The 12,801-nt window shown below is 45.3% G+C and carries 9 protein-coding genes; 7 read left to right on the top strand and 2 right to left on the bottom strand.

Translation table 11 applies throughout. From position 1 onward, the window contains the following. The first annotated feature begins 222 nt into the window (after nucleotides 1-222). The 5 genes from F8C76_RS06050 to F8C76_RS06070 all read left to right on the top strand — a co-directional run bounded on the left by F8C76_RS06050 (nucleotide 223) and on the right by F8C76_RS06070 (nucleotide 4,387). The gene (locus F8C76_RS06050) at nucleotides 223-1,752 is read left to right on the top strand and encodes an IPT/TIG domain-containing protein (RefSeq protein ID WP_152130881.1); all 1,530 of its coding nucleotides are present in this window, start codon (nucleotides 223-225) and stop codon (nucleotides 1,750-1,752) included. Nucleotides 1,753-2,392: 640 nt separating this feature from the next. Then, on the top strand, nucleotides 2,393-2,935 hold the full coding sequence (locus tag F8C76_RS06055; RefSeq protein WP_152131482.1) for an RNA polymerase sigma factor: 543 nt from the start codon (nucleotides 2,393-2,395) through the stop codon (nucleotides 2,933-2,935). Nucleotides 2,936-2,968: 33 nt separating this feature from the next. Further along, the gene (locus tag F8C76_RS06060; RefSeq protein WP_152130882.1) at nucleotides 2,969-3,493 is read left to right on the top strand and encodes a hypothetical protein; all 525 of its coding nucleotides are present in this window, start codon (nucleotides 2,969-2,971) and stop codon (nucleotides 3,491-3,493) included. Beyond that, nucleotides 3,486-3,926: a hypothetical protein gene (locus tag F8C76_RS06065; protein WP_152130883.1), complete on the top strand. Its 441-nt coding sequence runs from the start codon at nucleotides 3,486-3,488 to the stop codon at nucleotides 3,924-3,926. The genes F8C76_RS06060 and F8C76_RS06065 overlap by 8 nt, the downstream gene beginning before the upstream one ends. A gap of 110 nt (nucleotides 3,927-4,036) precedes the next feature. Continuing rightward, a complete protein-coding gene (locus tag F8C76_RS06070; protein ID WP_152130884.1) occupies nucleotides 4,037-4,387 on the top strand; it encodes a DUF6515 family protein in 351 nt (116 codons plus the stop codon). A gap of 56 nt (nucleotides 4,388-4,443) precedes the next feature. Here the strand turns inward: F8C76_RS06070 and F8C76_RS06075 are convergent, their stop codons facing one another. After that, nucleotides 4,444-5,475, bottom strand: coding sequence for a WD40/YVTN/BNR-like repeat-containing protein (locus F8C76_RS06075; protein WP_152130885.1), 1,032 nt, complete (start codon nucleotides 5,473-5,475; stop codon nucleotides 4,444-4,446). Between the two features lie 59 nt (nucleotides 5,476-5,534). Between F8C76_RS06075 and F8C76_RS06080 the strand changes: the two genes are divergently transcribed. Then, the gene (locus F8C76_RS06080; protein ID WP_152130886.1) at nucleotides 5,535-6,749 is read left to right on the top strand and encodes an RsmB/NOP family class I SAM-dependent RNA methyltransferase; all 1,215 of its coding nucleotides are present in this window, start codon (nucleotides 5,535-5,537) and stop codon (nucleotides 6,747-6,749) included. Between the two features lie 267 nt (nucleotides 6,750-7,016). Here the strand turns inward: F8C76_RS06080 and F8C76_RS06085 are convergent, their stop codons facing one another. After that, nucleotides 7,017-8,609: an amidohydrolase gene (locus tag F8C76_RS06085; RefSeq protein WP_152130887.1), complete on the bottom strand. Its 1,593-nt coding sequence runs from the start codon at nucleotides 8,607-8,609 to the stop codon at nucleotides 7,017-7,019. A 477-nt stretch (nucleotides 8,610-9,086) separates the two neighbouring features. Between F8C76_RS06085 and purL the strand changes: the two genes are divergently transcribed. After that, nucleotides 9,087-12,761, top strand: a complete 3,675-nt coding sequence (purL, locus tag F8C76_RS06090; RefSeq protein WP_152130888.1) for a phosphoribosylformylglycinamidine synthase — start codon at nucleotides 9,087-9,089, stop codon at nucleotides 12,759-12,761. The last annotated feature ends 40 nt before the right edge of the window (nucleotides 12,762-12,801 follow it).

Consider the following 12,801-nt stretch of genomic DNA (forward strand, 5'->3'; position numbering starts at 1 on the left):
TCCGATTTCTGAGGTCTGATTTCTGATTGTTAAAACAGATTTCCCACACCTCCTCCGACATCGCTCAGGATAGGGCTCGAAATGACAGTATCACATTGATGATTGTTCATTGTCCATTGAAAATTGACCCTTGAACCCCATCCGTCAACCCAAACGGGGCATCCGTCAATTGACACCCGTTCTTTTTGGCTTCTTTCCCTTTCTTGCCAAAAAATTTTACCCATGAAAAAAATTCCATTACAAGCATCACTTACCTTATTGTTATGCCTTTTCGCATTCTCCTGCGGAAAGGATGAACCCAACGACCCTGATCCCGTGGACACCTCCCCCTCCATTACGGGCTTTTCGCCTACATCTGGCCCTGTGGGTACCTCGGTGACCATCAACGGGACCAATTTTAGCGCCACAGCATCTGACAACACCGTAAAGTTCGGTACCGTGGCCACAAGCGTAGACAATGCATCAACCACCACACTAAAGGTAACCGTACCTGAAGGGGCACAGACCGCCAAGATCAGTGTGACCGTGGGTGGCGAGACCGCCACCAGTTCCAATGACTTTACCGTGACCAACCCCGACCCCACCACCATTGCCCTGGACCAAGAAACCATGGAGCTAAAAACCTTGGACACGAACCAACTCACTGCCACAGTAACCGGGGCCGGGGCCAATGAGACCGTGGTCTGGAACTCGGACAACGAAGAGGCGGCACTGGTGGACCAAGAAGGGAACGTGACCGCCACCGGAACGGGAACCGCTACCATTACTGCCACCGTGGACGAAGTTACGACCTCTTGCGCCATTACCGTGAACCCCGGTATCATTGTGGGCGGGACCGTAGAAAGTGATAGCGATGCTATTGGTGTAGCCTCCTATTGGATCAATGGGACCAAAATTGAACTAAACGATGGCAATAGTGAAGAGGTATCCCTTGATGTAAGCGGAACGGACGTCTACACCACTTTTGTGGAGTATAGTGTAGACGCAATTTATGTTCGGGTTATGAAGAACACCGCCCTGCACTCTACATTAGGCGGGATGGATAATAACTACAAAACTCCCTATGCCATTGATGTGGTCGATAATGATGTTTATGTTTGTGGCTTTGAATATAATGGAAGCTTCTATGATGCCAAATATTGGAAAAATGGTGATGAAATCATTTTGTCCGATGGTTCAGATGCAGTCAGTACCGATATAGAAGTACATGGAGGAAGTGTTTTTGTAAGTGGATACCAAGAAATCGACGGACAGTATGAGGCCTTCTATTGGAAGGATGGAACCCCTACACAACACAATACAATGAGTGATTTGGGCATTTCTGCATGGGACATTTTCATTGATGACCTTGGTGATATCTACACAGCCGGTAATGAGGGTGCCCCCAACCAAAACCAACCCTATGTGTGGAAAAATGGAGAGGAACTATATATTCTTGGTAATGGCGACATTGAGGGCACTGCATATGCCGTAACTGTTAAAAATGGTAATGTATTTGCAGTTAGTGAAAGTGCAACCAAAGAATGTGGACTATGGATAAATGGTAATATGGTTAGTGAATGGTCTGGTTACGCAAGGGCAATGACTGTTCTTAATGGCACCATCTATGTAGCGGGCACCAAATACGATGGCAACATCAACAGCTATACCCCTACCGTCTTTACATTTGACACTTCTGGTAACCTAATCGAGGAAATCAGCCTTCCCAGTGATGGTTCCGATGGCTATGCCACCTCCATTGTTGTTAAATAAGACATGTACTTTTTTGGATTTTGAGATTTCCCCCGCTTAAGCGGGGGTTTTCTTTTAAAAAAACATTCGTGCAAATTAGTATAATTCGTGTCAAACCTTTGAAAGTTCAAGTTTCAAAATCAAGTTCAACACTACCTAAACGCTGGGTTCCGATTCCTGATTTCTGATTGTTAAAACAGATTTTCCACATCTTCTTCGACTTCGCTCAGGATAGGGCTCGAAACGACATATGGTACATTCGTGCAAATTGGTGCCATTCGTGTCAGTATAAACTCAAGTTTCTAAATCAAGTTCAACACTACCTAAACGCTGGGTTCCGATTTCTGATTTCTGATTGGTAAAACAGATTTCCCATACCTCCTCCGACTTTGCTCAGGACAGGGCTCGAAACGACATATGGTACATTCGTGCAAATTGGTGCCATTCGTGTCAGACCTTTTGAAAGTTCAAACATCAAGTTCAAGTACAAATGATTTTTGCATAAATACCCATATCCGATTTCTGATTACAGACATCTGATCAATGAATTCCCAACCGAAGTAGATTGCTCATTGCTCATTGTTCATTGTCCATTGAAAATTGCCAATTGCATTAAACCTTTTACCCCTATCTTAGTCAAAGCACCAAATTGTACGGACAATTGATTGCCGAAGAAACCCTAATCAAAGAACTCAAACAAAAGGAAAGCCAAGCAAAGGCCTTTGAGGTGTTGGTGAACACCTACAAAGAACGCCTGTATTGGCATATCCGAAGAATTGTCCTGGATCATGACGATGCCGATGACGTGCTACAGAACACCTTTATTAAAGTATACCGGAATATTGAGGGTTTTAAAGGCGAAAGCAAGCTGTATTCTTGGTTGTACCGTATCGCCACCAATGAATCGCTGACCTTTTTAAAACAGAAATCCAAGAAAGCCGGAATCAGTGATGAAGAACTCAAAAACCGCATGGTGGAGAACCTACAATCCGATGTGTATTTTGAAGGGGACGAGATCCAATTGAAATTGCAAAAGGCTTTGGCCACCCTGCCGGACAAACAAAAATTGGTGTTTACCATGAAGTACTTTCAGGAAATGAAATATGGGGACATTTCCGAGGCCTTGGAAACCTCGGTCGGGGCCCTAAAGGCCTCCTATCATTTGGCCGTAAAGAAAATTGAATCGTATCTTAAGGAAAATTAAACCTTTGGCTTGTTTTGGAGTCAAATTAAGGACATGAAAAAGGATAAAGAAAATAGTTTCAACACCCCGGAAGGCTACTTTGAAAACTTCCATGAGCGGCTTATGGCCCGGATGGAAAAAGAAGCCCAAACGGAGTCCGTTATCCCAAAATCGGATGGTTTCGCCATTCCTGAGGGTTATTTGGATAGGGTGACCCCAAAAATCATGTCCAAAACAGTCAAGGAAAGTGGCAAGGTCATCCAGTTAAAATCTTACAGAAAATTCTACTATAGTGCCGCGGCCGCGGCCGCAGTCTTTGTTTTGGTCTTCGGCATCAACTGGAAATCCACTCCAACCGTTGCATTTGATGACTTGGCCAATGCGGAAATCGATGCGTATTTTGAAAGCAATGAACTGGATATCAATACGTATGAACTTGCCGAACTGGTCTCGTTGGATAATGTGGAACTGAACGATGTTTTGGAACAAGACCTGAATGCCGAAAATATTTTGGAATATTTGGATGAAACCATAGACGATATTGACGAACTAAACATAGATTACAGCGATTATGAATAAAAGAATACTCATACTGTTCGCTCTGTTGGCAGGAACCGCTTACTTGCATGCCCAAGGTCCGGTCAGGGACCGCATAAAGACCCTGAAAGTGGCCTTTATCACGGAAAGGGTTGGACTCACCAGTCAGGAAGCACAACAATTTTGGCCCATATACAACGCCCATGAGGAAACCTTGGAGAACATCCGAAGAAAGGAACGCCGGGAGCTTCGCTCAAGAATATCCCTGGCCCAAGACTTATCGGACAGTGAATCTTCCACCCTTTTAAACAATCTCATGGCCCTTCAGAAAGAAAAACATAATGCCGAACAAGATTTCATCACAAAAATCAGGACGGTCATCTCAGCCAAAAAAACATTACTGCTCATTAAGGCCGAAGAGGACTTTAAAAAGCGTCTGTTGCAGCAATACCGAAAACATAATGATGGTGGGTAACGCAATCTCACTACAAGAAAAAAAGAAAAGAGCCTTAAGGCTCTTTTTTTGATTAAACCTTTTTCTACAACCCAAGTCTTACCCATATAAACCCTTAAAATCCATTAGTCATGAAAAGTTTAAAAACAATTTTGATCATGGTGGCCCTTATGGGGAGTATGACTTTGGCCCATGCACAAAGAACCGTGGTAAGAACATATCCTGCATACGGAACCGTAGTGACCACTATAAACCGCCCCCATCTGGTGGTCCATAAAAACAAGAATTTTTATTATGCCGATGGCATTTGGTACAAGGCCAGAGGGAGAAGATATGTGGTCTGTGCCGCACCCAACGGGGTTAAAGTTTCCGTTTTACCGAGAGGATCGAAGGTGGTTTACGTTAACGGTAGAAGACTGTACCAATATAGAGGGGTGTGGTATAAAAGAACAGGACGGCACTATAGCGTTGTTACCGTATAGTTTTTTTGATTTGGTTAGTTGTTGAACAAAAGAGCGGCGAGATCTCACCGCTCTTTTTATTGGAAGACCAATTTCGCTATCCGATTTTTCCCGGCAGCAAAAGCGACCGTATCGTTCAAAAAGCGTAAGGTATAAAAAGACTCCTCACTCATGGATTTCCAGCTTTCACCGCCGTTGGCCGAATAGGAAATTCCTGTAAAACCTACAGCCACCAATCCTTCTCCTTCCGAATTGGGAACAAATTGCACACAACTTTTATAGCCGGGGTGTTGACCATCAGCAATCAACTTCCATGTTTTGCCACCATCTTGGGTGATGATCTTGTTGGCCGTATTGGCATCCGGTTGGGTATAATCCCCTCCTATGGCAAAACCTATACTTTCATTATAAAAATCCATGGAGTAGATTCCTTGGGTAGGTTCTCGGTGAATGATGGGACTCTGCTGTATGCTCCAAGTAGCTCCTTTATCCGAAGAATGATAGATCCTTCCTTCCGTGGTACCTATCCACACGTCATTGCCTGCAATGGCAATATTACTGTTGCTTGCCGCAAAGGCTCCTTCCCCCTCAATCCCTTCTGGAAGATTTTCGCAGGATATCTTGGACCAGGTCTGTCCCCCGTCCTTGGTAAGGATAATGGACAGACAACCATTCACGGTGTCCCCCACAGCAATCCCTTCCAAATCATTCCAAAAGGCCATGGCGTCATAAAACACGCCTTCGCCCTCTTCGGTATATACCAGTTCCATTTTACCTTGGTCACCCGTTTTGTACAACAAGGCCGGATTCGCCACGGAAAGCATAAAAAAATCTGTGGAGGTATTTCCCACGGCCCTAAACTCAGGAACTATGGAGTCATAACTCTGTACATTGGTCCGTACTTTTTGGGTCCGCACATCCACCGTTCCATAGGTACCCTTACTCCCAGCAAAGGCCAACGTATTGCTGTCCAAAAAAGTAATGGCCCTGATGCTCACCAAATCTTCATAAACCGGGGTCACGGATACCGTTTTAAACGGTTGGGATTGTTTTTCATCAACACAAGAAACCAAGATTACGGCCAATAGCAAACCAATAGAAAATCGCATAGTGGATATTTTGCTATAAAAGTAAGTAGAAATGATACCTTTGCAACTTATTTTACACCATGCGTTTACATCGAAATCTTGTTTTTGCCGTTATAGATGCCCTGAACCTCATTTTCAATGAGGGGGAATATGCCGATAAGGTCATTGAAAAAGTCTTGCGTTACGACAAGCGTTGGGGCGCACGGGACCGTGGTTTTATTGCAGAAACCACCTATGACATTGTTCGATGGAAGCGGTTGTATGCTGAGATTGCCGAGGCCCACGAACCGTTCACCCGTCCCCATTTATTCCGATTGTTCTCGGTTTGGTGTGTGTTGAAAGGGATTCGAATCCCGGATTGGAAACAGTTGGAAGGCACACCGGAGCGTCGTATAAAAGGACGGTTTGATGAGCTTTCAAAAATTCGAAAGTTTAGGGAATCCATTCCCGATTGGATGGACGAATTGGGTGAAAAATCCTTGGGAAACAAACTTTGGACCAAGGAAATCGCCGCACTCAACCAGCAGGCCGATGTAATTCTCCGCACCAACACCTTAAAAATTCAAAAGGATCAACTTCGGTCCTTTTTGGCCAAGGAAGATATTGAAACTCAAATCTTGGATGGATATCCAGACGCCCTTCGGCTCAAGGAACGGAAAAACGTATTTGTCACTTCTGCTTTCAAGGATGGACTTTTTGAAGTACAAGATGCTTCATCGCAGTTGGTAGCCCCATTTTTGGAGGTTGAACCCGGACAACGAGTAATCGATGCCTGTGCGGGTGCTGGAGGTAAAACCCTTCACTTGGCCTCCCATATGGAAAATAAGGGGCAGCTTATTGCGCTGGATATTTATGAGAGTAAACTCAAAAAGTTGAAGGTCAGGGCCCGTCGAAATGGGGTGCACAATATGGAGACCCGGGCCATAGATTCCACCAAGGTGATCAAAAAACTGTACAACAGCGCCGACCGTTTGTTGTTGGATGCGCCTTGTTCCGGCTTGGGCGTCATCAAAAGAAACCCTGACTCCAAATGGAAGCTGGAACCTGAGTTCATTGACCGTATCATGGGTGTTCAACAGGATATTTTACAGAATTACAGCAAGATGCTGAAAAAAGGTGGGCAAATGGTCTATGCCACCTGTTCCATCCTTCCCCAAGAAAATTCGGAACAAGTCAAAAAGTTCTTGGAATCCGAAAATGGAAAGGGTTTTGAGTTCATCAAAGAGAAAAACGTGTACGCTTCGGAAAGCGGCTTTGACGGATTCTATATGGCCTTGATGAAGAAGAAAGCCTGATAGGGCAACCATTTTCGTTAAAATTAGTGTCAAGCTAATGATGGTTGGAATGCCTGATTTTTGGATTGTTCGTGTAAATCTGTGTAATTCGTGTCAACCAATAAAATGTTCGATAGCTCGACAATTGGATTTTTGTCATTCTTATGGAGTGCAACGATTGAAGAATCTAAATAATCCATTTTGAAGCTGAAGATATTGTCAGTTCAAGCGCAGCCGAGATGTACCTAAAGGTTTTCGACTGCGCTCGATATGACACTTTAAAAATTTCTATTTTTTTACTGTGGGATACTCCACGCCCAATTGTTCCAAATAGGTATCGTATTGGGTCTCATCAAAGTAATACTTCTGTAATTCCGAGCGATAGGTATCCTGCTTCTCTTTGTTCAAATAGGTGGGGGGCATATCATCCGCAGCGATCATAGGTTGGTATTTGGTCTCTTTGCTCTGTTCATTGTTGAAGTAATCCCACGCTCCTTTGAGCAACTCCGGATTTAAGAAAAAGTCCAATAAGGTCATGGCTTCGGCCTTTGCCCCGGCTGTAACGCCTTTATGGGCAATGGGAGTGGCCATGGCAATGGCATTGCTCCAATGATGCCCCTGCAATCCTGGGATATTGGACGGAAAACGCATGGTAACCGTGGGCACTTTCCAAGAGATATCACCAATATCATCCGAACCACCACTAACAGGTTCCAGTACAGGAAGTCCCAGCTCGGCCAATTCGGTAGGAAGCCCTTCGATCTTTTCAGAACCCACCTCGGTTTGGACAGCTTTGGCAAGGGCTTGGTCTGCCGCAGACCAAGTAGGCAAACCTACTTCTTTGATATTTTCATACATGGTCTCCGCAATCACTTTATTGTAATGTCTGGGCCATGCTGTTCCCAAAACCCTGGAGGTCATGGTGGTTCCCGTCATTAACGCCGCTCCTTTGGCAATATCGTTGGCCTCGGCATACATCTCCATGATGCCCTCATATTTGATGTCCCTAAAATAGAACCAAATGGCTGCTTTGGAGGGCACTACATTGGGCTGGTCGCCAGAATCGGTAAAAATGGAATGGGATCGTTTCAATGGGTGTAAATGCTCTCGTTTATAATTCCAGCCAATATTCATAAGCTCCGCTGCATCCAAGGCACTTCTGCCCCGCCATGGAGCACCAGCCGAATGGGCCGCCTCTCCCTCAAAAAGATATTCCACCGAGATTAACCCTGTTCCGCGGGTTGGACCCCATGAAACCCCGAAATTATTCCCGACATGGGTAAAGATGCACATATCGATATCATCAAAGAGGCCGTCCCGAACGTACCATGCCTTGGCCGCAACCAATTCTTCGGCAATACCGGGCCAAAGAACCAAGGTACCGCCTATGTTTTCGCGTTCCATAATCTGTTTTACGGCCAAAGCCGAGGTGATGTTCAATGGGATACCGGAGTTATGGCCCTCCCCATGACCGGGAGCCCCTTCCACAATAGGCTTGTGATAGGCCACCCCTGGATATTGGGAGGCCTTTGGAATACAATCCACATCGCTTCCCAAGGCAATTACTGGGCCATCCCCATTGCTCCAAGTGGCAAACCAAGCCGTAGGAATCCCAGAAATGGAATGTTCAATGGTAAAACCGTTGTTTTCAAGAATACCGGTAAGGTATTTGGAGCTTTCCTCCTCCTGAAAACCCAACTCGGCAAAACTGAAGACCTTGTCCACCATTACTTGGGACTGTTTGTGGTGATCTTCCACGATTTGGGCAACTTCGGACTTTAATTTTTCAATTTGACGTTTGGAGTATTTTTTTTGTGCAGTTGTCGTGGCAACACCACAAAGAATAAGGAACCCGGACAACAGGGTCTTGAAAGTTTTCATACGGTTGGATTTTGAATTAACAAGTATCTTCCTAAAATACAAATAATTCGGTTTGCATTTTAACACTGCCAAGGCGATACTACTTTTTGACAATGCCTTACCAAATCCTTGCTATACTCCTTATGAAGTTTTTCAGAACATGCTTAATAAAATTAAGCTGTTCCCTTTCATCTAGCTCCAAGATCAAAAAAGTAAAGACCACAATCATCAATCCAAGAACCAAATACTTTAGGTTCTTTTTGGCCCAATATTTATTATGTTCGACTTTCATGACATATGGAATCTATCCAAAATATCACTTACATCAGGAAACTAATTCACCAATACCCCATTTGAATTGATGGTTGGGCATTTTATCCTTCAAAACATCATAAATTAATTAACACCTTTGGTGTAAAACTCAAAACGAAGAGGTTTAAAAATAAAACTGAAAACCGTAAATTTGCACTTTCTCAAACCGTTCAATCCATACATTGTATGATTCATTTTTTTGGGGACAAGGCTAACAAGGTTTTTGCCGTCCAGACCACTCAAGAAATTACTCAGGAAGATAATAGTAAACTGACCTGGTTGTTCGGCAACCAACCCAAGATAGAAGCGGCGTCACTGGACGCCTTTTTTGTTGGGCCACGTGCCGCCATGGTGACTCCGTGGAGTACCAATGCCACCGAAATTACCCAAAATATGGGCATCGATGGAATCCTGCGGATTGAGGAGTTCCACGCGGTTTCGGAAGACCATACCGGGTACGACCCCATGCTGCTCCAAAAGTATAAAGGGTTGAACCAAGATATTTTCACCATTGCCATAGTTCCTGAGCCAATTTTGGAAATTGATGACATTGCAGCCTACAACCAAAAGGAAGGACTGGCCCTGAGCGATGAGGAAGTGGCCTACTTGGAAGACCTTTCCACAAAATTGGACCGTAAATTGACCGATTCCGAGGTTTTTGGTTTCAGTCAGGTGAATTCGGAACACTGTAGGCATAAAATATTCAACGGCACCTTTGTCATTGATGGCAAAGAAATGCCTTCCTCGCTCTTTAAGCTCATCAAAAAAACCTCAGAGGCCAATCCGAATGACATTGTTTCGGCCTATAAGGACAACGTAGCGTTCATTGAGGGACCAAAAGCCATCCAGTTTGCTCCAAAAAGTGCCGATAAGCCCGATTACTACGAAGAAAAAGAGTTTAATTCCGTTCTATCCCTAAAAGCAGAAACCCATAATTTCCCCACTACGGTAGAACCCTTCAATGGTGCTGCAACAGGTTCTGGGGGAGAAATCAGGGACCGCTTGGCCGGAGGAAAAGGGTCTTTGCCTTTGGCAGGAACCGCCGTGTACATGACCTCTTATTCCCGTTTGGAAGAGAATCGTCCATGGGAAAAGGGAATGGCAGAACGTGACTGGCTATACCAAACCCCAATGGATATTTTGATCAAGGCCTCCAACGGAGCTTCAGATTTTGGCAACAAGTTTGGTCAACCCTTAATTGCTGGCTCCGTCCTCACTTTTGAGCATCAGGAAGAAGCCCGAAAATTAGGCTTTGACAAAGTAATTATGATGGCTGGCGGTATTGGCTATGGAAAAAAGGATCAAGCCTTGAAAGATACACCCAAGAAGGGAGACAGAATAGTCGTTCTAGGTGGTGACAACTACCGAATTGGAATGGGTGGTGCTGCAGTTTCCAGTGCCGACACGGGTGAATTCAGTTCTGCCATTGAGTTGAATGCCGTGCAACGTTCCAACCCGGAAATGCAAAAAAGAGCTTCCAATGCGGTTCGCGGACTACTGGAAAGCCATGACAATCCTATAGTTTCCATTCATGACCATGGAGCCGGTGGTCACCTTAATTGTCTCTCGGAACTTGTGGAAGATACAGGAGGTACCATTAACACGGACAAACTCCCTATTGGTGATCCTACCCTATCCAAAAAAGAACTCATCGGCAACGAATCCCAGGAACGTATGGGTCTCGTCATCGGAGAAAAGGATTTGGAATTGCTGGATCGCGTAGCGGCCCGTGAACGTGCTCCTATGTACAATGTGGGTGAGGTTACTGGCAACCACCGATTTACTTTTGAATCGCAAAAATCAGGTGAAAAACCAATGGATTTGGAGCTCTCGGACATGTTCGGAAGCTCTCCCAAAACCATTATGGAAGACGCTACTTCCCAACAAAAATATCCTGCCCTGTCCTATTCCTTGGAACATTTCCATGACTATTTGGAACAGGTACTCCAATTGGAAGCCGTAGCCTGTAAGGATTGGCTCACCAATAAAGTGGACCGCTGTGTGGGTGGTCATGTGGCCAAACAACAATGTGCCGGCCCCCTTCAACTGCCCTTGAACAACTGTGGGGTAATGTCCTTGGACTTCAAGACCAAGGAAGGTATTGCCACCAGTATTGGGCACTCCCCTATTTCTGCGTTAATTGATGCCAAAGCCGGTAGTAGGAACAGTGTGGCCGAAGCCCTCACCAATATCGTGTGGGCCCCACTAAAGGATGGTTTGAAATCAGTTTCCCTTTCCGCCAACTGGATGTGGCCTTGCCGCAACGAAGGTGAGGATGCTCGCCTCTACGAGGCCGTGGAGTCCCTCTCCGATTTCAGTATTGCACTGGGCATCAATGTCCCCACTGGAAAAGATTCCCTGTCCATGAAACAAAAATATAAGGATAGTGAAGTATTGTCCCCCGGAACTGTGATTGTTTCCGCAGCGGCCAATTGCAACGATATCACCAAAGTGGTGGAGCCCGTACTTCAAAAAGATGGCGGTGCCCTCTACTACATCAATATTTCCAAGGATGGGCATAAACTGGGAGGTTCGTCCTTTGCCCAGATTTTGAATGGCATTGGGGATGAAACCCCTTCGGTTTTGGATGCAGACTATGTAAAAACCGTTTTCAACACCTTACAGGAACTCATTAAAAAGAATCAGATCTTGGCTGGTCATGATGTGGCTTCCGGTGGTTTGATCACCACCCTTTTGGAACTCTGCTTTGCCGATAACGACCTTGGGGCCAACTTGGACCTTTCCAGCCTTGGGGAAACGGATATCATCAAGCTTTTGTTCAGTGAAAATGCAGGCGTAGTGTTCCAAGCCAAGGATAGCACTGTGGAAGTTACCCTCCAAGAAGCAGGCATCGATTTTGCAAAGATCGGAACCGCTACTTCGGAAGGCATCCTGAAAATCAAAAATAATGGGGTGGAAATTGGACTGAACATCGCTTCCCTTCGCGATACCTGGTTCAAGACTTCTTATTTATTGGACAACAGGCAAACGGCCAAAGGCTTGGCCAAAAATCGATACGAGAATTACAAAAACCAACCCCTTCGTTACGTTTTCCCTGAAAGTTTTGATGGGAAACTGTCATCTCGAGCGCAGTCGAGAGACAATAGCCGACCCAAAGCGGCCATTCTCCGCGAAAAAGGAAGCAACTCCGAACGTGAAATGGCCAATGCCATGTACTTGGCTGGGTTTGACGTGAAGGACGTGCACATGACCGACCTCATTTCGGGCAGGGAGACCTTGGAAGACATTCAATTTTTGGGTGCCGTGGGTGGTTTCTCCAATTCCGATGTTCTGGGCAGCGCCAAAGGTTGGGCCGGTGCCATCAAATACAATGAAAAGGCCAACAAAGTGATCAATGATTTCTTTGCCCGCCCCGATACCCTTTCCGTGGGTATCTGTAACGGTTGCCAGTTGTTCATGGAACTGGACCTCATCAATCCCGAGCACGAGACCCATGGCAAAATGACCTACAATGAGTCCAGGAAACACGAGAGTAATTTCATTTCGGTGAAAATCCAAGAGAACAACTCGGTAATGTTGTCCAACTTGGCCGGAACCACATTGGGGGTATGGATTTCACATGGCGAGGGTAAATTCAGTCTTCCCCATGATGAAAGCGACTATGGCATCGTGGCCAAATACAGCTACGAAGGTTATCCCGCCAATCCCAACGGAAGCGATTATAACACCGCCATGCTCTGTGACAAAACCGGAAGGCATTTGGTGACCATGCCGCATATTGAGCGGTCCACCTTCCCTTGGAACTGGGCCCACTACCCAAAGGACAGGAACGATGTGGTATCGCCATGGCTCCAAGCTTTTGTCAATGCCAAGGAATGGATTGAAAACCTTAAAAAATAACCCTTTGCGCCTTTCCTGAATACCAAAAAGCTTTAAGGAT

Source organism: Flagellimonas olearia (assembly GCF_009184425.1).
GTDB lineage: Bacteria > Bacteroidota > Bacteroidia > Flavobacteriales > Flavobacteriaceae > Flagellimonas > Flagellimonas olearia.

Bases quoted from the DNA above. Each gene is read 5' to 3' on its own strand.
- F8C76_RS06050 (WP_152130881.1), top strand. From the start codon at position 223: ATGAAAAAAATTCCATTACAAGCATCACTTACCTTATTGTTATGCCTT.
- F8C76_RS06060 (WP_152130882.1), top strand. From the start codon at position 2,969: ATGAAAAAGGATAAAGAAAATAGTTTCAACACCCCGGAAGGCTACTTT.
- F8C76_RS06065 (WP_152130883.1), top strand. From the start codon at position 3,486: ATGAATAAAAGAATACTCATACTGTTCGCTCTGTTGGCAGGAACCGCT.
- F8C76_RS06070 (WP_152130884.1), top strand. From the start codon at position 4,037: ATGAAAAGTTTAAAAACAATTTTGATCATGGTGGCCCTTATGGGGAGT.
- F8C76_RS06075 (WP_152130885.1), bottom strand. From the start codon at position 5,475: ATGCGATTTTCTATTGGTTTGCTATTGGCCGTAATCTTGGTTTCTTGT.
- F8C76_RS06080 (WP_152130886.1), top strand. From the start codon at position 5,535: ATGCGTTTACATCGAAATCTTGTTTTTGCCGTTATAGATGCCCTGAAC.
- F8C76_RS06085 (WP_152130887.1), bottom strand. From the start codon at position 8,609: ATGAAAACTTTCAAGACCCTGTTGTCCGGGTTCCTTATTCTTTGTGGT.
- purL (WP_152130888.1), top strand. From the start codon at position 9,087: ATGATTCATTTTTTTGGGGACAAGGCTAACAAGGTTTTTGCCGTCCAG.